This window comes from Paenarthrobacter sp. TA1.8, assembly GCF_048595705.1.
GTDB classification, from domain to species: Bacteria; Actinomycetota; Actinomycetes; order Actinomycetales; family Micrococcaceae; genus Arthrobacter; species Arthrobacter nitroguajacolicus.
The window spans coordinates 148,816-169,892 of record NZ_CP184287.1 but is presented as its reverse complement, the minus strand read 5'-3'; the positions used below and the strand labels follow the sequence as shown (position 1 = coordinate 169,892).

Genomic DNA, 21,077 nt, shown 5'->3' with positions numbered 1-21,077 from the left:
CAAGTAAGTCGCAGCAGAGCGCGTTTTGAGTGCTCAAAACGCGCCCTGCTGCTACTTGGATGGCAGGTTTCGCAGGGCTTCGAACACTGGCCCGGTTCCATCTTCAGTCGCGATGGCGGCCGACACTTCCGCTGCCCTCTTCGCGTACGACGGCGTGCTGACAGCTTCCGTAATGGCGTCACCAAGGCGCTCCGGAGTCAGCATCTTGTAGGGAATCGGCCGGGGACCCGCCCCGAGCGACGCGATCCGTGAAGCCCAGAGCGGCTGATCCGTGTACACCGGAATCCCCACGGCCGGCACGCCGGCCCGGAAGCCGGCCGCCGTCGTTCCCGCTCCGGCATGGTGAACCACTGCCGCCATCCGCGGGAACAGCCATTCATGCGGAATGCTACCGACGGCGATCGCATCGTCGCCCAGCGCGCCCTCGACGCCCTGCACAACAGCCCGCACTCCAGCCCGGCGGGTGGCCTCAAGAATGAATGATGGATCAATGTGGGCGCTGCTTCCAAAGCCAACAAAAACGGGCGGGGTACCGTCGGCAAGGAAGTCCAGGAGGTCCCTTGGCGGTTGCCAGTCCGGCTTCATTGCCGGCCACCAATATCCGGCCATAACCAGGCCCGGGCGCCAATCAGCAGGCCTTGGCAGGACCGAGGGACTGATGCCGTGAAGAATAGTGGCATTCGCTTTACGACGGCGGCGCTCACCGGCCGCGCGGCTCTGCTTGCCCAACCCCAGCTCCTTGCGAAGACGCGCACTGGGGGCATCGTAAGGCGCCGGGCCTGCCGCTGCGCGCTGGCCAATGATCTTGTTTCCCCACGCCCCAAGGCTTCGGGCCGAATTCATGATCACAGGTGGATACGATGCGCTGGGTTCCGTGGGCTGCAAATGTGCGCCGAGGGCCGGAATGCCCATGGCTTCCGCGATGTCGTATGCATAGGGCGCCACCGAATTGGCCAGGATCACGTCGGCGCCGGCCTCGGCCGCTGCCAGGGTGCCCGTTGCGGCGTTGTCCATATAGTCGGTGAGCTTCCGCCAAAAGGTGAGCACGCTTCCGGAGGAAGCCTTGGCACCGGGCGCTGGCTGCGTGATCAACTCGGTCAGATCCCCAGGCAACGGCTTGAACTCGCAACCCGACTCAACAACAAGAGCTGCGTAGGCGGGGTTGGCCGCAATCGCCACCTCGTAGCCCAAGCTCTGCAGGCTGCTACCCAGCCCGGCCATGGGCGCGACGTCCCCGCGCGTCCCCGGAGTCACCATGAGTATCCGCATGCCACCACTACTTCCCGCTGCCGTCTTTCGTATGAATAAAGCCCTTTAGAAGCCACCATAAGGGCTTTATCTGTACAGAACTTCCTCGCCGGACAAAGCAAAAGCCCCACCCGCTCCTTGCGGGAGCGGACGGGGCTTAGTGCTGTAGTGCCTTACGCGGTCGGAGCGATCTCCGGGATACGCGGCTTGGCGTTGCCTTCGAACGTGAACTTGGCGTCGTCACCTTCGCCGTCAACGTCCACCACAACGATGTCACCGGAGTGGAGTTCGCCGAACAGGATCTTCTCGGACAGCTGGTCCTCGATCTCGCGCTGGATGGTGCGGCGCAACGGCCGGGCACCCATGGCGGGATCGTAACCACGCGTGGCCAGGAGAACCTTGGCAGCGGGGGTGAGCTCGATGCCCATGTCCTTGTCCTTGAGGCGGCGCTCCAGGCGGGTGACGAACAGGTCCACGATCTCGATGATCTCGTCCTGCGTCAGCTGCGGGAACACCACGACGTCGTCAACACGGTTGAGGAACTCGGGGCGGAAGTGCTGCTTGAGCTCTTCCGTGACCCGGGCACGCATCCGGTTGTAGCCGGTCTGGGTGTCCGTGCCGGACTGGAAGCCCGTTGCCACGCTCTTGGAGATATCGCGGGTACCAAGGTTGGTGGTCATGATGATCACAGTGTTCTTGAAGTCCACCACTCGGCCCTGGGAGTCGGTCAGTCGACCGTCTTCCAGGATCTGCAGCAGCGAGTTGAAGAGGTCCGCGTGGGCCTTCTCCACTTCATCGAACAGGACCACGGAGAACGGACGCCGGCGGACCTTCTCGGTCAGCTGGCCGCCTTCTTCGTAGCCGACGTAGCCCGGAGGTGCACCGAAGAGACGCGAAACCGTGTGCTTCTCGGAGTACTCGGACATGTCCAGCGTGATGAGGGCGTCCTCTTCACCGAACAGGAACTCGGCAAGAGCCTTGGCGAGCTCGGTCTTGCCCACGCCGGTGGGGCCGGCGAAGATGAACGAGCCACCGGGGCGCTTGGGATCCTTCAGGCCTGCACGGGTGCGGCGGATGGCCTGAGACAGGGCCTTGATGGCTTCGTTCTGGCCGACGACGCGCTTGTGCAGTTCGTCTTCCATCTTGAGCAGGCGCGAGGACTCTTCCTCGGTGAGCTTGAAGACCGGGATGCCCGTGGAGTTCGCGAGAACTTCAGCGATCAGGTCCTCGTCAACCTCGGAGATATCGTCCATGCCGCCGGACTTCCAGGTGCGTTCCTTCTCTGCCCGTTCGGCAATGAGCTTCTGCTCCTTGTCGCGCAGCGAGGCGGCACCCTCAAAGTCCTGGGCGTCGATGGCGGATTCCTTCTCCATCTTCACGTCGGCGATGCGCTCGTCCATGGCCTTGAGCTCCGGCGGAGCGGTCATGCGACGGATGCGCAGGCGGGCGCCGGCTTCATCGATGAGGTCGATCGCCTTGTCCGGCAGGAAGCGGTCCGAGATGTAGCGTTCGGCCAGCTGCGCAGCTGAGGCGAGGGCGCCGTCGGTAATCGTCACGCGGTGGTGTGCCTCGTAACGGTCACGCAGGCCCTTGAGGATCTCGATCGCGTGAGCGACAGAAGGTTCCTTGACCTGGATCGGCTGGAAGCGACGCTCAAGAGCAGCGTCCTTCTCAATGTGCTTGCGGTATTCATCCAGCGTGGTCGCACCAATGGTCTGGAGTTCACCACGGGCCAGCATCGGCTTCAGGATGGACGCAGCATCGATGGCACCTTCGGCAGCACCTGCACCAACGAGGGTGTGGATCTCGTCGATGAAGAGGATGATGTCGCCGCGGGTGCGGATCTCCTTGAGGACCTTCTTCAAGCGCTCTTCGAAGTCACCGCGGTAGCGGGAACCGGCAACCAGGGAACCGAGGTCAAGCGTGTACAGCTGCTTGTCTTTGATGGTCTCGGGGACGTCGCCGCGGACGATCGCCTGGGCGAGACCTTCGACGACGGCAGTCTTACCGACGCCGGGCTCACCGATCAGGACCGGGTTGTTCTTTGTACGGCGGGAGAGGACCTGCATGACGCGTTCCATCTCCTGCTCGCGGCCGATCACAGGATCGAGCTTGTTTTCGCGGGCAGCCTGGGTCAGGTTGCGTCCGAACTGGTCAAGCACCACCGAACCGGCAGGAGTACCTTCCGGCTGGCCCTGGCCCGAGCCGCTGCCTGCAGTCTCCTTGCCCTGGTAGCCGGAGAGCAGCTGGATGACCTGCTGGCGGACCCGGTTAAGGTCCGCACCAAGCTTGACCAGCACCTGGGCGGCTACGCCTTCGCCTTCGCGAATGAGGCCGAGCAGGATGTGCTCAGTCCCGATGTAGTTATGGCCGAGCTGCAGTGCCTCCCGAAGGGAAAGCTCAAGCACCTTCTTGGCGCGCGGAGTGAAGGGGATGTGACCGGACGGGGCTTGCTGGCCCTGGCCAATGATCTCCTGCACCTGTTCGCGAACGCCATCGAGCGAAATGCTCAGGGACTCGAGCGCCTTGGCAGCAACGCCTTCACCCTCGTGGATCAGACCCAAGAGGATGTGCTCGGTACCGATGTAATTGTGGTTAAGCATCCGTGCCTCTTCTTGGGCAAGGACGACCACGCGACGGGCACGGTCCGTAAATCTCTCAAACATTTCGCCACACTCCTAGCTACGACGTACTTTGATGCTACGTGCCGGAGCAACACTTTTGGAGCGTGTTCGCCACAGGGGAAACATGACGCCGCTGTGGAATAAATCCGGTTCCAGCCCTTGACCGCTGCTACCCCTCGGTGGCACCCTCCCGCCTTGGCTGAGTGGACTGAACGCCGGCCGCCCGTGAACATTTTGCGGCATGTTGTTCCACCGCTTTCCCGGAGGGCATTAGTGCCTGTAATCGGACCTTCCCCACACAGGCGGTTCACAGAATATTCCAAGCCCCACTGCACAGCCACCACAAACTGGCCGGTTAAACACCAATGCCCCGGCAGTGACTGCCGGGGCATTGAATCGGTGAATCAGGAATTTGCCTTTTGGTACGCTTCCTGAATTTCAGCCTGAATACGTCCGCGGCTGTTGACCGTGTAACCGTTGTCACGGGCCCATTGGCGGATTTGCGCGGAATCCTGGTTACGTGCGGCTGTAGCACGGCCCCGGGTTGCCCGGCCGGAAGAAGTCTTCCTTGCCTTAGCAACGTAGGGCTCCAATGCCTTGCGCAGCGAAGCTGCGTTGGCAGTGGACAGGTCCATCTCGTAGCTCACGCCATCGAGGCCAAAGCGGACAGTTTCGTCCGCTGCCCCTTCATCCAGGTCATCGACGAGGATGATTTTTACTTTCTGTGCCATGAGTTGCCTCTCATTTGGAGGGTTGGATAATCAGAAATTCCCCGGATTCCTTTGATGATTATCGTTCACGGCAAGCACCCGCGTCAAAGCGTTATTGGATTCTCTTCGGTGAGCGGAACCCAATTGGAAGGCTATTTAGCTGCGGGGCCCTCGGATGCAGGTCCTGAATTTTTCAAATTCGCTTCGGCTTGTGCCTTGGCTTCGGCTTGCCGTTCTGATTTGTCCGCATTGAAGATCGACTTCATGGCAAACCAGAAGATCAATCCCACCACAATGGACGGGGCCAGGACTGCGATGTACTCCATGATCAGTGACCTTCAGGCTTCAGCAATGGGAAAAGGATGGTTTCGCGGATACCGGCACCAGTGAACAGCATCACCAGACGATCAATGCCCAGCCCGATGCCACCCATGGGCGGGGCGCCGTATTCAAGGGCGCGGAGGAAGTCTTCGTCCAGCTGCATGGCTTCCTCATCGCCGGCAGCAGAGCGGCGGGACTGCTCTGTAAGGCGCTCACGCTGGATTACGGGGTCAATGAGCTCGGAGAACGCCGTACCGCGCTCCATTCCCCCGATGATCAGGTCCCAGGCCTCAATGAGACGGCCGTCTTCGCGGTGCGGGCGGGCCAGCGGTTGCGCGGATGGCGGGTAGTCATAGACAAATGTGGGGTTCAGCAAGGTGGGTTCCACAATCTCGCCGAACAGCTCAACTACGATCTTTTCGGCGTCCCACTTGGGGTCCACCTTGACCTCGTGCTTGGCAGCAATTGCCAGCAACTCATCCACTGTGGTGTCGGGAGTAATTTCAATTCCCACCGCTTCAGAAATACCCGGGTATACCGAAATCCAAGCCCATTCGCCGTCGAGGTTTATTTCGCCGGCCTCCGTCTGAATCGTGCGGGTACCTACGACGTCGGCCACATTCAGGATGATTTCCTTCATGCGGTCGGCCATGACGAACTGGTCCGCCCATGCCTCGTAGCACTCAAGCGTGGTGAATTCGGGGCTGTGCGTGGAGTCCACGCCTTCGTTGCGGAACACGCGACCCATGTCGTACACGCGGTCAATGCCACCAACAACGGCGCGCTTGAGGAACAGCTCTGTGGCGATGCGCAAGGTCATCTTCTGGTCGAACGCGTTCATGTGCGTCTCGAACGGGCGGGCTGTAGCACCGCCGTGGACCAGCTGCAGGATGGGGGTTTCCACCTCCACATAGCCGTGGCGGTCAAGGGTGTCGCGGACCGAGCGGGTGATGGCAGCGCGCTTGTAAACCATTTCGCGGGCTTCGTCGCGGACCATGAGGTCCACGTAGCGCTGCCGAACGCGGGTTTCCTCGTTCAGTTCGGCGTGCAGGACCGGCAGCGGACGGAGTGCCTTGGACGCCATGGACCAAGAGTCAGCCATGACGGACAGCTCGCCGCGGCGGGATGAGATGACCTCGCCCTTGATGAAAACATGGTCGCCAAGGTCAACCAGTGCCTTCCAGTCGGCCAGCGCTTCCTCGCCGACATTCGCCAAGCTCAGCATCGCCTGAAGGCGAACGCCCTTGCCGTCCACGCCGCCCTCCTGGAGGGTTGCGAAGCACAGCTTGCCGGTGTTGCGGACGAACACGACACGGCCGGTGACGCCCACCGTATCGCCGGTAGTCTCATCGGCTTCCAGGTGTGCGTACTTTTCGCGGATTTCGCTCAGGGAATGGGTCCGTTCAACACCCACCGGATAGGCCTCGGTGCCACGCTCGATCAGCTTGGCGCGCTTCTCCATACGGATGCGCATTTGCTCGCTGGCGTCGATGGGCTCTGCGGAGGTGTTCAGGGCGGGGGTGTTTGCGGAAGTCACAGTCCTTAAGTTTACCGGTGATTGCGGGCCTTTACTTCCGGGCATCAAGATCAGGGAAACGCATAGACTCGGGCTGTGGAAACGTGGACGGTTGAAACGAACGACGGCGGCGGGCAGCTTGAGGTGCATACCTTCCGGCCGGCGTCGGGTGCCTCGTTCCCGGGTTCGAAGGCACCCGCTGAACCAGCCGGCGTCGTGCTTGTTCATGGCACCTTGGTGACCGATTCCTTGTATTGGCCTTTCGCCCGGACGTTGAGCGTCATGCTGGGGCGCCCTGTTCACAGCTACAACCGCCGTGGTCGCGGACAATCCGCACCGCAACCGCCCGGCTATTCCGTCGACACAGAGATCGCGGACCTTCAAGCGGTCATGGAAACGAGCGGCTCCACTGATGTTGTGGCACACAGTTATGGCGGGTTCGTGGCGTTGCAGGCCGCCCGGCGCGGCGGAATCAACCGTTTGGTCACCTACGACGCTGCGGTGTCCCTCTCCGGCAACCTCAGTGGCCGGTGGCGGCCCGAACTTGAGGAGGCAGTGACTGCAGGCCAGCTCGACCATGCCTGGGCCCACTTGGTGCAGGGGCTGGGAACCGCGGGGCCGATTTCCTACCTGCCCATGGGCGCGCTCCGTGCGCTTAGCGTCCTCTCCGCCCGAACGCGGCTGGGACTGGAGATGCGCTCCCTCCTACCCACTGCGGTCACGGAAATGCGGGCCGTCCTCGATGCCGACGCCCACCTTCACGACTTCATGAAACTCTCCACCCCCACGCTCATGCTCAGCGGTGGCTGGAGTCCGTCGTACTTCGCGGAGACCGGTCGGATCCTGGCCGGGGCGGTGCCCTCCATTGACTTCGCGGTTGTGCCTCTGCAGTTCCATGAAGGCCCGCTCCGGCCCGGGAAGCGCCTCGCGTCGCGCATTGCGCGTTTCCTCTCCGGGAACCATCTGGAGGAAGAACCCGCCAGTGCCACCTAGGATGTTTCGGTGAAGGAACGGGACATCAGAACGCACGACGGCGGCAAGCTCGCCTTGTATAGCTACGGCACGGAAGACGCACCCGGCGAACGCCGCGTAGTGCTCATCGGAGGTGCATTCCTCACCGCACTGATCTACCGCCCCTTCTCCGTTGCCCTGTCAAAGGGCCTGGGCGATGGCTGGGCTGTGGACGTGTACGATCGCCGGGGCCGGGGAAAGTCAACCGAGCAACCCCACAACTACTCCATGGCTACGGAAATCGCCGACGTCCGCACCATCATGGACGCCACGGGTGCCCGCAACATCATGGGCCACAGTCTGGGTGGCGCCGTAGCCCTCAACGCAGCCCAGGCCTTCGCAGGCACACACCACCAACCGGACAAGCTCGCGGTGTACGACGCGGCCGTGAACATTGACGGCAGCATGGACACGGACTGGCTGGACGGATTCGCGGAGTCCGTCAATCAGGGAAATGTTGGACGGGCGATGGCCCGGATGAAGCGTGGCATGCATCCCGGAACCGCCCTCGCCAGGGTCCCGGAGCCGGTGTTGGCCGGACTCATGGCAGTGGTCTCGGGGACTAAGGTCAACAGGCTCTTCCGGGAGCTCATGCCGTCGGGTGTCGGTGAACTCAAGGCAGCCTTCGACGCCGCCGATACGCCGCAGGATTTCTCGGTCCTACCTCCCAACACGCACTTCATGGTGGGCAAGAAGAGTCCCCGGTTCTACAAGGTCACCGCAGCCCGCCTGAACCGGGCCGTCCCTGGCAGCACGTTGGAGGTCTCGCCGAAGGGCTTCCACGGCTCCGTCCCGGCAGCGGTCAACGAACTCGTCTCCGACATCACGGACTACTTTAAGCGCTGACTTGTCCATATAAGCGCCGGCATGCTGCCCGCATTCAGGTGGCTCGGTTAGGCTCGAGTCATGACGCGCGACATCATCATGACCCACGACGGCGGACACCTCGAAGTACTCACCACGGGCGGTGAGCTGGCAGCGGCAGGCTCCGGCGTCGTCGTCGTTCCTGCCTCCATGGTGACAGCCACCGACTACACGCGTTTCGCCCAGAAACTCAGCGAGGCCCTTGGCCGCCCCATTCACACTTTCAACCGGCGTGGCCGCGGTGATTCCTCTCCGCAGTCCGAGGATTACACGCTCGAAGCCGACATTCGGGACCTCGAAGCTGTTATGAAGCACACGTCCAGCACCGACGTGTTCGGGCACAGTTTCGGCGGCGCCGTCGCACTGCACGCGGCCCGGACGCTCCCGGTCGAGCGCCTCGCGGTTTACGATCCCGCCGTCTCGGTCAACCACAGCGTCAAGGCCGACTGGACACCGGACTACGAACGCGCGACGGCGGCGGGAGACTATGATCGCGCCCTCGCCGTCCTCATCAAGGGAGTGGAGACCGGCGGCGCCTTCGCGCGAATGCCACTGTCCATGCTGACCTTGGCCAACAAGCTGGCAGCCGGGACACCATTGGGCAAGCAGATGCGCGAACTGATGACCTGCGGCGTCCGCGAAATTAAGGCAGTCATCGCCGCGGACATGCCTGCCGAGCCTTTCCTTGAACTGCCCCTGGAGACCCTGATCGTAGTGGGCGAAAAGAGTCCAGCATACTTCGGAGTCGCGTGCGGCCAGATCCACGACGTCCTGTCCGGATCCAGCTACACCATCCTCCCCGGGTTCGGGCATGACGGTCCCAACAAGGCGCCGGACAAGCTCATCTCGGAGTTGTCCGAGTTCTTCTCGGGCTAGGCCCCAGGCAGCACAACTAGCCGAAGTTGTGTTGACGCCCAGGAAGGCGTCTTTGCAGATATTTGACGCCCCCTTTAGGCTGTAAATCATAAGCCCCCTTACCTTTTGAGGGGCGGGTGCTGTGTCCGGTTCAGTTTCCCGGCACCACCCTTTCGTGTTCCAGACCTCGGCAACAGGAGGACCATCATGACTGATCAGTACACGTTCCGAAACCCGGTCACCGCCTACGAACAGATTTCACCGCCCAAACAACACCAGCCCGAGCCGGGCCTCGATGCTGAACTGACGCCCAAGGCGGACCTGGGTGAAGAGAGCTATCGGGGGACAGGACGGCTGGAAGGCCGCAAGGCGATCGTCACCGGAGCGGACTCGGGAATCGGCGCGGCCACGGCCATCGCCTTTGCCCGGGAAGGCGCAGACGTTGTCCTTTCATACCTGCCCGAAGAGGAAGAAGACGCAGCAAGAATTGCCGGCATCATCGAAGCCGCGGGCCGCAAGGCCGTAAAAGTGCCCGGAGACCTCAAGGACTCCGCCACATGCCAGGAAGTGGTGGATACCGCTATTGCAGTCCTCGGCGGAGTGGACATCCTGGTTAACAACGCCGGCAAACAGGTAGCTCAGGAAGACCTGGCCGAGATCACCGACGAACAGTTCGACCACACGCAGAAGACCAACGTGTACGCCATGTTCTGGCTGACGAAGGCTGCCCTTCCGCATCTCCCCGCTGGCTCGACCATCATCAACACCACGTCCATTCAGGCGTACAACCCGTCGCCTACTCTCGTGGACTATGCCACCACCAAGGCCAGCATCAACAACTTCACCAAGGGACTCGCGCAGCAGCTCGCGCCCAAGGGCATCCGGGTCAATGCCGTGGCACCCGGCCCCATTTGGACTCCCCTGCAAGTCAGCAGCGGCCAGCCCAAGGAAGCGCTACCGGAGTTCGGGCAATCCACTCCCCTGGGCCGCGTCGGCCAGCCCGCAGAATTGGCTCCCGCGTATGTGTTTCTTGCCTCACCGGAGTCCAGCTACGTGATCGGGGAAACGCTGAACGTCAACGGTGGCAGCCCCACTCCGTAGTTTGTTGCGTTCCCGCCGTCAGCGTGCGGTGTGGGTTTTGTTGTTAAATGCGGGAGACCCCCCAACCCTGTGGGTTGGGGGGTCTCTACCTAATGGTTGTCCGGCGGTGTCCTACTCTCCCACACCCTCCCGGGTGCAGTACCATCGGCGCTGTGGGTCTTAGCTTCCGGGTTCGGAATGGGACCGGGCGTTTCCCCCACGCTATGACCGCCGTAACCTTGTTACCCGTCCCCGTGGTTTGCCTGGTGTGGGCGTTTTTTCGGGGTGGGAAATCTGTGGTGGTTACAACTGTGGTGTTGTTATTTAGTTGTGTTTTGTTCCTGGAACAAGCGGGTTGTTGTTCGGGAACCACATAGTGGACGCGTGCAGTGTGTTGTGTGTGGTGTAAGTTGTTGGCCTATTAGTACCGGTCAGCTTCACGAGTCTTTAGTCCTCGCTTCCACATCCGGCCTATCAACCCAGTGGTCTGGCTGGGGGCCTCTCACACATAATGTGTATGGAAATCTCATCTTGAAGCGAGCTTCCCGCTTAGATGCTTTCAGCGGTTATCCCATCCGAACGTAGCTAATCAGCGATGCACTTGGCAGTACAACTGACACACCAGAGGTTCGTCCGTCCCGGTCCTCTCGTACTAAGGACAGCCCTTCTCAAATTTCCTGCGCGCGCAGCGGATAGGGACCGAACTGTCTCACGACGTTCTAAACCCAGCTCGCGTACCGCTTTAATGGGCGAACAGCCCAACCCTTGGGACCTACTCCAGCCCCAGGATGCGACGAGCCGACATCGAGGTGCCAAACCATGCCGTCGATATGGACTCTTGGGCAAGATCAGCCTGTTATCCCCGAGGTACCTTTTATCCGTTGAGCGACGGCCATTCCACAATGTACCGCCGGATCACTAGTCCCGACTTTCGTCCCTGCTTGAGATGTCTCTCTCACAGTCAAGCTCCCTTGTGCACTTACACTCGACACCTGATTGCCAACCAGGCTGAGGGAACCTTTGGGCGCCTCCGTTACTTTTTAGGAGGCAACCGCCCCAGTTAAACTACCCATCAGGCACTGTCCCTGACCCGGATCACGGGCCGAAGTTAGATGTCCAAAGTGACCAGAGTGGTATTTCAACGATGACTCCACCCGAACTGGCGTCCGGGTTTCAACGTCTCCCACCTATCCTACACAAGCCACTCCGAACACCAATACCAAACTATAGTAAAGGTCTCGGGGTCTTTCCGTCCTGCTGCGCGTAACGAGCATCTTTACTCGTACTGCAATTTCGCCGAGTTTATGGTTGAGACAGCGGGGAAGTCGTTACTCCATTCGTGCAGGTCGGAACTTACCCGACAAGGAATTTCGCTACCTTAGGATGGTTATAGTTACCACCGCCGTTTACTGGGGCTTAAATTCTCAGCTTCGCCACAAGTGGCTAACCGGTCCTCTTAACCTTCCAGCACCGGGCAGGAGTCAGTCCGTATACATCGTCTTGCGACTTCGCACGGACCTGTGTTTTTAGTAAACAGTCGCTTCCCCCTGGTCTCTGCGGCCCACACCCGCTCACGGAGAGCAAGTCTCCATCACGGGGCAGGCCCCCCTTCTCCCGAAGTTACGGGGGCATTTTGCCGAGTTCCTTAACCATAATTCTCTCGATCGCCTTGGTATTCTCTACCTGATCACCTGTGTCGGTTTGGGGTACGGGCGGCTAAAACCTCGCGTCGATGCTTTTCTTGGCAGCATAGGATCACCGGATCCCCCCATACGGGGGTCCCATCAGATCTCAGGATCGTGCTCGAAACACACAGGAACGGATTTGCCTATCCCTGACCCTACATCCTTAGACCGGGGCAACCATCGCCCGGCCCGGCTACCTTCCTGCGTCACACCTGTTAATACGCTTACCTCCCGGGATCAGGTCCCGCGCTCGGCCAAAACCCACAACACCACAAGGGTGAGCGGGCAGGCTCCGGGCGGTTAGTATCCCCCGCTTGGCATGGGCGGTTTTTCGCCGGTACGGGAATATCAACCCGTTGTCCATCGACTACGCCTGTCGGCCTCGCCTTAGGTCCCGACTTACCCAGGGCAGATTAGCTTGACCCTGGAACCCTTGATCATTCGGCGGACGGGTTTCTCACCCGTCTTTCGCTACTCATGCCTGCATTCTCACTCGTGTAGGCTCCACCGCTGGTTTCCACCGCGACTTCACTGCCCACACGACGCTCCCCTACCACTCCACACCCCTGAACCACGAAGGCTAGGGCATTATGTGAAATCCACAACTTCGGCGGTGTACTTGAGCCCCGCTACATTGTCGGCGCGGAATCACTTGACCAGTGAGCTATTACGCACTCTTTCAAGGATGGCTGCTTCTAAGCCAACCTCCTGGTTGTCTTCGCAACTCCACATCCTTTCCCACTTAGCACACGCTTAGGGGCCTTAGTTGGTGGTCTGGGCTGTTTCCCTCTCGACTATGAAGCTTATCCCCCACAGTCTCACTGCTGCGCTCTGACTTACCGGCATTCGGAGTTTGGCTGACGTCAGTAACCTTGTAGGGCCCATCGGCCATCCAGTAGCTCTACCTCCGGCAAGAAACACGCAACGCTGCACCTAAATGCATTTCGGGGAGAACCAGCTATCACGGAGTTTGATTGGCCTTTCACCCCTACCCACAGCTCATCCCCTCCATTTTCAACTGAAGTGGGTTCGGTCCTCCACGACGTCTTACCGTCGCTTCAACCTGGCCATGGGTAGATCACTCCGCTTCGGGTCTAGATCACGCCACTACACTCGCCCTATTCAGACTCGCTTTCGCTACGGCTACCCCACACGGGTTAACCTCGCGACGTAACACTAACTCGCAGGCTCATTCTTCAAAAGGCACGCCGTCACCAGAATCAGACTGGCTCCGACGGATTGTAAGCACACGGTTTCAGGTACTGTTTCACTCCCCTCCCGGGGTACTTTTCACCTTTCCCTCACGGTACTGGTCCGCTATCGGTCATTAGGAAGTATTTAGGCTTATCAGGTGGTCCTGACAGATTCGCACGGGATTTCTCGGGCCCCGTGCTACTTGGGATACTCCCCAGGCCGTGCACAACATTACGGTTACGGGGCTCACACCCTCTCTGGCCGGCCTTTCAAGACCGTTCACCTATGCCTGCACCTCACCTCACTGGTCCGGCAGAACCAGAACGGAAAGTCCCACAACCCCGCCCATGCAACGCCCGCCGGCTATCACACATGGAAACGGTTTAGCCTGATCCGCGTTCGCTCGCCACTACTAACGGAATCACTATTGTTTTCTCTTCCTGCGGGTACTGAGATGTTTCACTTCCCCGCGTTCCCCCCACGCACCCTATGTGTTCAGATGCGGGTCACACAATCACCTCACAGCGTTGTGCGGGGTTTCCCCATTCGGACATCCTGGGATCAACGCTCGGTTATCAACTCCCCCAGGCTTATCGCAGATTCCTACGTCCTTCTTCGGCTCCTAATGCCAAGGCATCCACCGTGTGCCCTTAAAAACTTGACCACACAAGATCAATAAACTTACTCGAGAGAACCATGACCACAAGGGCCAGGTTCATTCATAAGAAATTGCTGTAAGAACACACACCCACACGAAGGCGTGTGTGTGTTCTAGATGCTCGCGTCCACTATGTAGTTCTCAAACAACAACCCCGTCAACCAGACCACCACCACCCCACGAACGGGGACACGATGGTAAGTACCGGAAGCAGGAACAAAAGAAACACCAGAAGATGCTCTCCGCATTGCTGCAAAAAGGTCCTGTTGCCTCAGGACCCAACAGTGCGCCAAACACAACCCCACACACACCACGCCCCGACGCGTTCCACACAACACCACACCCCCCAAAAGGGGACACGGGTTGCCGTACTGGCACCAGGACACAACCGGTGAAGGCCATGCCAAACAAGTTTGATTCGTTGATATTCCACCCATGAGCACCCACCGCAGAACAGACGCCTGCGCAATGGGCAACACTGACAACCACCACCACACCCATGCAGGCACAGCAACCAGTTGTTAGCAGCTCCTTAGAAAGGAGGTGATCCAGCCGCACCTTCCGGTACGGCTACCTTGTTACGACTTAGTCCCAATCGCCGGTCCCACCTTCGACGGCTCCCCCCACAAGGGTTAGGCCACCGGCTTCGGGTGTTACCAACTTTCGTGACTTGACGGGCGGTGTGTACAAGGCCCGGGAACGTATTCACCGCAGCGTTGCTGATCTGCGATTACTAGCGACTCCGACTTCATGGGGTCGAGTTGCAGACCCCAATCCGAACTGAGACCGGCTTTTTGGGATTAGCTCCACCTCACAGTATCGCAACCCTTTGTACCGGCCATTGTAGCATGCGTGAAGCCCAAGACATAAGGGGCATGATGATTTGACGTCGTCCCCACCTTCCTCCGAGTTGACCCCGGCAGTCTCCTATGAGTCCCCGCCATAACGCGCTGGCAACATAGAACGAGGGTTGCGCTCGTTGCGGGACTTAACCCAACATCTCACGACACGAGCTGACGACAACCATGCACCACCTGTAAACCGACCGCAAGCGGGGCACCTGTTTCCAGGTCTTTCCGGTTCATGTCAAGCCTTGGTAAGGTTCTTCGCGTTGCATCGAATTAATCCGCATGCTCCGCCGCTTGTGCGGGCCCCCGTCAATTCCTTTGAGTTTTAGCCTTGCGGCCGTACTCCCCAGGCGGGGCACTTAATGCGTTAGCTACGGCGCGGAAAACGTGGAATGTCCCCCACACCTAGTGCCCAACGTTTACGGCATGGACTACCAGGGTATCTAATCCTGTTCGCTCCCCATGCTTTCGCTCCTCAGCGTCAGTTACAGCCCAGAGACCTGCCTTCGCCATCGGTGTTCCTCCTGATATCTGCGCATTTCACCGCTACACCAGGAATTCCAGTCTCCCCTACTGCACTCTAGTCTGCCCGTACCCACTGCAGAACCGGAGTTGAGCCCCGGTCTTTCACAGCAGACGCGACAAACCGCCTACGAGCTCTTTACGCCCAATAATTCCGGATAACGCTTGCGCCCTACGTATTACCGCGGCTGCTGGCACGTAGTTAGCCGGCGCTTCTTCTGCAGGTACCGTCACTTACGCTTCTTCCCTACTGAAAGAGGTTTACAACCCGAAGGCCGTCATCCCTCACGCGGCGTCGCTGCATCAGGCTTGCGCCCATTGTGCAATATTCCCCACTGCTGCCTCCCGTAGGAGTCTGGGCCGTGTCTCAGTCCCAGTGTGGCCGGTCACCCTCTCAGGCCGGCTACCCGTCGTCGCCTTGGTAGGCCATTACCCCACCAACAAGCTGATAGGCCGCGAGTCCATCCAAAACCACAAAAGCTTTCCACCACCATGACATGCGCCAGATGGTCGTATCCGGTATTAGACCCAGTTTCCCAGGCTTATCCCAGAGTCAAGGGCAGGTTACTCACGTGTTACTCACCCGTTCGCCACTAATCCCCCAGCAAGCTGGGATCATCGTTCGACTTGCATGTGTTAAGCACGCCGCCAGCGTTCATCCTGAGCCAGGATCAAACTCTCCGTTGAAGTAAAACAAAACCAAACAGACACAACCACACCCACCGGAAATAACGGTAGAACGCGGCTGCACAAAATTCGAAACCAGCTGAAAACCAGACCACCACACACGGGGGTGCGCAGCAATCCGGCCATAATTTCAACCAATTGATAAAACAATCGGTATCAACAAACTTGGCACACTATTGAGTTCTCAAACAACAGACCCCCCAAAACATCACCCACAGCACACCACAAAAGCAGCGCACCCAACAGGGCCATTGGAAAAGAAGAGTTATTTTTGGCCGCCTACCGAACCGTACACACCTTCCGGCTTTCCGTTTCGCACCCGGCGACTCAGAAAACAATACACGCCCCACACCCCCAACGCAAATCCACCCCCAACCCCACCCCACACACCCCCAAAACCCCACCAACCGCCGTCGGACGCCCCTCACTAACGGTGAGGCGCGGCGCCGGCAGTATCGGGCTAAACACCGTCGGGTGGGCGCCCAATGACGAAGCCATTGTCTGGTGGGAGGATGGGACGCATGGAACTGCACATCACAGGAGATGCCGCCGCGGACCAGCTGCTCAGTGACGACGCCTTTGCGTTGTTGACGGGCATGTTGCTGGATCAACAAGTCACTATGGAGTCGGCGTTCGCCGGTCCGGAGAAGATCCGCACCCGTTTGGGTTCCCTCGAACCCGGCACGATCGCGGAGTACGATCCCGCGGGCTTCGTGGAAGTCTTCAAGGAACGGCCTGCTGTCCATAGATTCCCTGGTTCCATGGCCGCGAGGGTGCAAGCCCTCGCCGAGACAGTACATCGGGAATGGGACGGCGATGCGTCCGCTATCTGGACCAGCGGAAACCCCGATGGCCCTGAAGTACTCCGTCGGCTAAAGGCCTTGCCCGGCTTTGGCGAACAGAAAGCAAAGATCTTCCTGGCCTTGCTAGGCAAACAGTGCGAACTACAGGCGGACGGATGGAGGGAAGCGGCCGGCCATTATGGTGAGGCAGGCTCCTACCTCTCGGTCGCCGACATTGTGGACCCGGAGTCCCTGGTCAAAGTGCGTGCCAGTAAGCAAGCGGCCAAGGCAGCCGCGAAAGCTGCGAAGGCCTAATTCGACCAAGACGTAGTCAGCGCACAGTAAGAAACGGCGGGACGACCAGGGGCAGTAGGACTGTCCCCCCGATGTTGATTCCCGCCCGCTCGACGACGACGATCCTGGCCCATCTACCCTGCCGCGCCACCGTCTGACTTTGCCAGCACCAGGTGGCAGGAAGTGGGCAATATCAAAGGTGTTTCGCCACGGCCAGCCTTTTGGGCGGGCTAGAGGTTCCTCCAGATTTCCCGCCGCAAGCACGGCTGGGGTGGTCGGTGCCGATGGATTCACGTGTCGGCGTGAGTTTGGTGGTTAAAGGGGTGAAGCCTCCGTGGTGGTGGAGGCTTTTGTTTTGGGGTGGTGGTTAAATGCGGGAGACCCCCCAACCTGTGGGTTGGGGGGTCTCTACCTAATGGTTGTCCGGCGGTGTCCTACTCTCCCACACCCTCCCGGGTGCAGTACCATCGGCGCTGTGGGTCTTAGCTTCCGGGTTCGGAATGGGACCGGGCGTTTCCCCCACGCTATGACCGCCGTAACCTTGTTACCCGTCCCCGTGGTTTGCCTGGTGTGGGCGTTTTTTCGGGGTGGGAAATCTGTGGTGGTTACAACTGTGGTGTTGTTATTTAGTTGTGTTTTGTTCCTGGAACAAGCGGGTTGTTGTTCGGGAACCACATAGTGGACGCGTGCAGTGTGTTGTGTGTGGTGTAAGTTGTTGGCCTATTAGTACCGGTCAGCTTCACGAGTCTTTAGTCCTCGCTTCCACATCCGGCCTATCAACCCAGTGGTCTGGCTGGGGGCCTCTCACACATAATGTGTATGGAAATCTCATCTTGAAGCGAGCTTCCCGCTTAGATGCTTTCAGCGGTTATCCCATCCGAACGTAGCTAATCAGCGATGCACTTGGCAGTACAACTGACACACCAGAGGTTCGTCCGTCCCGGTCCTCTCGTACTAAGGACAGCCCTTCTCAAATTTCCTGCGCGCGCAGCGGATAGGGACCGAACTGTCTCACGACGTTCTAAACCCAGCTCGCGTACCGCTTTAATGGGCGAACAGCCCAACCCTTGGGACCTACTCCAGCCCCAGGATGCGACGAGCCGACATCGAGGTGCCAAACCATGCCGTCGATATGGACTCTTGGGCAAGATCAGCCTGTTATCCCCGAGGTACCTTTTATCCGTTGAGCGACGGCCATTCCACAATGTACCGCCGGATCACTAGTCCCGACTTTCGTCCCTGCTTGAGATGTCTCTCTCACAGTCAAGCTCCCTTGTGCACTTACACTCGACACCTGATTGCCAACCAGGCTGAGGGAACCTTTGGGCGCCTCCGTTACTTTTTAGGAGGCAACCGCCCCAGTTAAACTACCCATCAGGCACTGTCCCTGACCCGGATCACGGGCCGAAGTTAGATGTCCAAAGTGACCAGAGTGGTATTTCAACGATGACTCCACCCGAACTGGCGTCCGGGTTTCAACGTCTCCCACCTATCCTACACAAGCCACTCCGAACACCAATACCAAACTATAGTAAAGGTCTCGGGGTCTTTCCGTCCTGCTGCGCGTAACGAGCATCTTTACTCGTACTGCAATTTCGCCGAGTTTATGGTTGAGACAGCGGGGAAGTCGTTACTCCATTCGTGCAGGTCGGAACTTACCCGACAAGGAATTTCGCTACCTTAGGATGGTTATAGTTACCACCGCCGTTTACTGGGGCTTAAATTCTCAGCTTCGCCACAAGTGGCTAACCGGTCCTCTTAACCTTCCAGCACCGGGCAGGAGTCAGTCCGTATACATCGTCTTGCGACTTCGCACGGACCTGTGTTTTTAGTAAACAGTCGCTTCCCCCTGGTCTCTGCGGCCCACACCCGCTCACGGAGAGCAAGTCTCCATCACGGGGCAGGCCCCCCTTCTCCCGAAGTTACGGGGGCATTTTGCCGAGTTCCTTAACCATAATTCTCTCGATCGCCTTGGTATTCTCTACCTGATCACCTGTGTCGGTTTGGGGTACGGGCGGCTAAAACCTCGCGTCGATGCTTTTCTTGGCAGCATAGGATCACCGGATCCCCCCATACGGGGGTCCCATCAGATCTCAGGATCGTGCTCGAAACACACAGGAACGGATTTGCCTATCCCTGACCCTACATCCTTAGACCGGGGCAACCATCGCCCGGCCCGGCTACCTTCCTGCGTCACACCTGTTAATACGCTTACCTCCCGGGATCAGGTCCCGCGCTCGGCCAAAACCCACAACACCACAAGGGTGAGCGGGCAGGCTCCGGGCGGTTAGTATCCCCCGCTTGGCATGGGCGGTTTTTCGCCGGTACGGGAATATCAACCCGTTGTCCATCGACTACGCCTGTCGGCCTCGCCTTAGGTCCCGACTTACCCAGGGCAGATTAGCTTGACCCTGGAACCCTTGATCATTCGGCGGACGGGTTTCTCACCCGTCTTTCGCTACTCATGCCTGCATTCTCACTCGTGTAGGCTCCACCGCTGGTTTCCACCGCGACTTCACTGCCCACACGACGCTCCCCTACCACTCCACACCCCTGAACCACGAAGGCTAGGGCATTATGTGAAATCCACAACTTCGGCGGTGTACTTGAGCCCCGCTACATTGTCGGCGCGGAATCACTTGACCAGTGAGCTATTACGCACTCTTTCAAGGATGGCTGCTTCTAAGCCAACCTCCTGGTTGTCTTCGCAACTCCACATCCTTTCCCACTTAGCACACGCTTAGGGGCCTTAGTTGGTGGTCTGGGCTGTTTCCCTCTCGACTATGAAGCTTATCCCCCACAGTCTCACTGCTGCGCTCTGACTTACCGGCATTCGGAGTTTGGCTGACGTCAGTAACCTTGTAGGGCCCATCGGCCATCCAGTAGCTCTACCTCCGGCAAGAAACACGCAACGCTGCACCTAAATGCATTTCGGGGAGAACCAGCTATCACGGAGTTTGATTGGCCTTTCACCCCTACCCACAGCTCATCCCCTCCATTTTCAACTGAAGTGGGTTCGGTCCTCCACGACGTCTTACCGTCGCTTCAACCTGGCCATGGGTAGATCACTCCGCTTCGGGTCTAGATCACGCCACTACACTCGCCCTATTCAGACTCGCTTTCGCTACGGCTACCCCACACGGGTTAACCTCGCGACGTAACACTAACTCGCAGGCTCATTCTTCAAAAGGCACGCCGTCACCAGAATCAGACTGGCTCCGACGGATTGTAAGCACACGGTTTCAGGTACTGTTTCACTCCCCTCCCGGGGTACTTTTCACCTTTCCCTCACGGTACTGGTCCGCTATCGGTCATTAGGAAGTATTTAGGCTTATCAGGTGGTCCTGACAGATTCGCACGGGATTTCTCGGGCCCCGTGCTACTTGGGATACTCCCCAGGCCGTGCACAACATTACGGTTACGGGGCTCACACCCTCTCTGGCCGGCCTTTCAAGACCGTTCACCTATGCCTGCACCTCACCTCACTGGTCCGGCAGAACCAGAACGGAAAGTCCCACAACCCCGCCCATGCAACGCCCGCCGGCTATCACACATGGAAACGGTTTAGCCTGATCCGCGTTCGCTCGCCACTACTAACGGAATCACTATTGTTTTCTCTTCCTGCGGGTACTGAGATGTTTCACTTCCCCGCGTTCCCCCCACGCACCCTATGTGTTCAGATGCGGGTCACACAATCACCTCACAGCGTTGTGCGGGGTTTCCCCATTCGGACATCCTGGGATCAACGCTCGGTTATCAACTCCCCCAGGCTTATCGCAGATTCCTACGTCCTTCTTCGGCTCCTAATGCCAAGGCATCCACCGTGTGCCCTTAAAAACTTGACCACACAAGATCAATAAACTTACTCGAGAGAACCATGACCACAAGGGCCAGGTTCATTCATAAGAAATTGCTGTAAGAACACACACCCACACGAAGGCGTGTGTGTGTTCTAGATGCTCGCGTCCACTATGTAGTTCTCAAACAACAACCCCGTCAACCAGACCACCACCACCCCACGAACGGGGACACGATGGTAAGTACCGGAAGCAGGAACAAAAGAAACACCAGAAGATGCTCTCCGCATTGCTGCAAAAAGGTCCTGTTGCCTCAGGACCCAACAGTGCGCCAAACACAACCCCACACACACCACGCCCCGACGCGTTCCACACAACACC

10 protein-coding genes and 5 rRNA genes are annotated in these 21,077 nt (G+C 59.1%); 5 read left to right on the top strand and 10 right to left on the bottom strand.

All coding sequences use genetic code 11. The features are described from left to right. Positions 1–51 precede the first annotated feature (51 nt). The 5 genes from ACNAOT_RS00815 to lysS all read right to left on the bottom strand — a co-directional run bounded on the left by ACNAOT_RS00815 (position 52) and on the right by lysS (position 6,440). A complete protein-coding gene (locus ACNAOT_RS00815; protein WP_420179635.1) occupies positions 52–1,269 on the bottom strand; it encodes a glycosyltransferase in 1,218 nt (405 codons plus the stop codon). A gap of 152 nt (positions 1,270–1,421) precedes the next feature. Beyond that, positions 1,422–3,914: an ATP-dependent Clp protease ATP-binding subunit gene (locus ACNAOT_RS00810; RefSeq protein WP_017196999.1), complete on the bottom strand. Its 2,493-nt coding sequence runs from the start codon at positions 3,912–3,914 to the stop codon at positions 1,422–1,424. 362 nt (positions 3,915–4,276) lie between these two features. Beyond that, complete coding sequence (locus tag ACNAOT_RS00805; protein WP_014920382.1) at positions 4,277–4,603, bottom strand: histone-like nucleoid-structuring protein Lsr2; 327 nt, start codon at positions 4,601–4,603, stop codon at positions 4,277–4,279. Between the two features lie 131 nt (positions 4,604–4,734). Beyond that, positions 4,735–4,908 carry a hypothetical protein gene (locus ACNAOT_RS00800; protein WP_011772935.1) on the bottom strand — a complete coding sequence of 58 codons (174 nt, stop codon included), beginning with the start codon at positions 4,906–4,908 and terminating at the stop codon, positions 4,735–4,737. A gap of 2 nt (positions 4,909–4,910) precedes the next feature. After that, complete coding sequence (gene lysS / locus ACNAOT_RS00795; RefSeq protein WP_178994060.1) at positions 4,911–6,440, bottom strand: lysine--tRNA ligase; 1,530 nt, start codon at positions 6,438–6,440, stop codon at positions 4,911–4,913. A 75-nt stretch (positions 6,441–6,515) separates the two neighbouring features. Here lysS and ACNAOT_RS00790 point away from each other — a divergent pair, with 75 nt between their 5' ends. The 4 genes from ACNAOT_RS00790 to ACNAOT_RS00775 all read left to right on the top strand — a co-directional run bounded on the left by ACNAOT_RS00790 (position 6,516) and on the right by ACNAOT_RS00775 (position 10,250). Further along, entirely contained in the window at positions 6,516–7,412 is an 897-nt protein-coding gene (locus ACNAOT_RS00790; RefSeq protein WP_364307138.1) for an alpha/beta fold hydrolase, read from the top strand. A gap of 9 nt (positions 7,413–7,421) precedes the next feature. Then, positions 7,422–8,276: an alpha/beta fold hydrolase gene (locus ACNAOT_RS00785; RefSeq protein ID WP_420179634.1), complete on the top strand. Its 855-nt coding sequence runs from the start codon at positions 7,422–7,424 to the stop codon at positions 8,274–8,276. 60 nt (positions 8,277–8,336) lie between these two features. Then, positions 8,337–9,170: an alpha/beta fold hydrolase gene (locus ACNAOT_RS00780; RefSeq protein WP_420179633.1), complete on the top strand. Its 834-nt coding sequence runs from the start codon at positions 8,337–8,339 to the stop codon at positions 9,168–9,170. Positions 9,171–9,356: 186 nt separating this feature from the next. Beyond that, on the top strand, positions 9,357–10,250 hold the full coding sequence (locus ACNAOT_RS00775; protein ID WP_420179632.1) for a glucose 1-dehydrogenase: 894 nt from the start codon (positions 9,357–9,359) through the stop codon (positions 10,248–10,250). Between the two features lie 98 nt (positions 10,251–10,348). Here ACNAOT_RS00775 and rrf (ACNAOT_RS00770) read toward each other — a convergent pair. From rrf (ACNAOT_RS00770) to ACNAOT_RS00760, 3 genes are all read right to left on the bottom strand, one after another. Then, a 5S ribosomal RNA gene (rrf, locus tag ACNAOT_RS00770) occupies positions 10,349–10,465 on the bottom strand. A 164-nt stretch (positions 10,466–10,629) separates the two neighbouring features. Continuing rightward, a 23S ribosomal RNA gene (locus ACNAOT_RS00765) occupies positions 10,630–13,772 on the bottom strand. Positions 13,773–14,302: 530 nt separating this feature from the next. Further along, positions 14,303–15,823 (bottom strand): 16S ribosomal RNA (locus ACNAOT_RS00760). A 512-nt stretch (positions 15,824–16,335) separates the two neighbouring features. Here ACNAOT_RS00760 and ACNAOT_RS00755 point away from each other — a divergent pair. Further along, on the top strand, positions 16,336–16,920 hold the full coding sequence (locus ACNAOT_RS00755) for an HhH-GPD-type base excision DNA repair protein (RefSeq protein ID WP_091464540.1): 585 nt from the start codon (positions 16,336–16,338) through the stop codon (positions 16,918–16,920). 400 nt (positions 16,921–17,320) lie between these two features. Here ACNAOT_RS00755 and rrf (ACNAOT_RS00750) read toward each other — a convergent pair. Next, a 5S ribosomal RNA gene (rrf, locus tag ACNAOT_RS00750) occupies positions 17,321–17,437 on the bottom strand. 164 nt (positions 17,438–17,601) lie between these two features. Continuing rightward, positions 17,602–20,744 (bottom strand): 23S ribosomal RNA (locus ACNAOT_RS00745). Together the 16S, 23S and 5S rRNA genes form the textbook arrangement of a ribosomal RNA operon. Between the last annotated feature and the right edge of the window lie 333 nt (positions 20,745–21,077).

What these genes read in the sequence shown, in the direction of transcription:
- ACNAOT_RS00780 (WP_420179633.1), top strand. Translation starts at nt 8,337, where the DNA reads ATGACGCGCGACATCATCATGACCCACGACGGCGGACACCTCGAAGTA.
- ACNAOT_RS00810 (WP_017196999.1), bottom strand. Translation starts at nt 3,914, where the DNA reads ATGTTTGAGAGATTTACGGACCGTGCCCGTCGCGTGGTCGTCCTTGCC.
- ACNAOT_RS00800 (WP_011772935.1), bottom strand. Translation starts at nt 4,908, where the DNA reads ATGGAGTACATCGCAGTCCTGGCCCCGTCCATTGTGGTGGGATTGATC.
- ACNAOT_RS00775 (WP_420179632.1), top strand. Translation starts at nt 9,357, where the DNA reads ATGACTGATCAGTACACGTTCCGAAACCCGGTCACCGCCTACGAACAG.
- ACNAOT_RS00755 (WP_091464540.1), top strand. Translation starts at nt 16,336, where the DNA reads ATGGGACGCATGGAACTGCACATCACAGGAGATGCCGCCGCGGACCAG.
- ACNAOT_RS00805 (WP_014920382.1), bottom strand. Translation starts at nt 4,603, where the DNA reads ATGGCACAGAAAGTAAAAATCATCCTCGTCGATGACCTGGATGAAGGG.
- ACNAOT_RS00815 (WP_420179635.1), bottom strand. Translation starts at nt 1,269, where the DNA reads ATGCGGATACTCATGGTGACTCCGGGGACGCGCGGGGACGTCGCGCCC.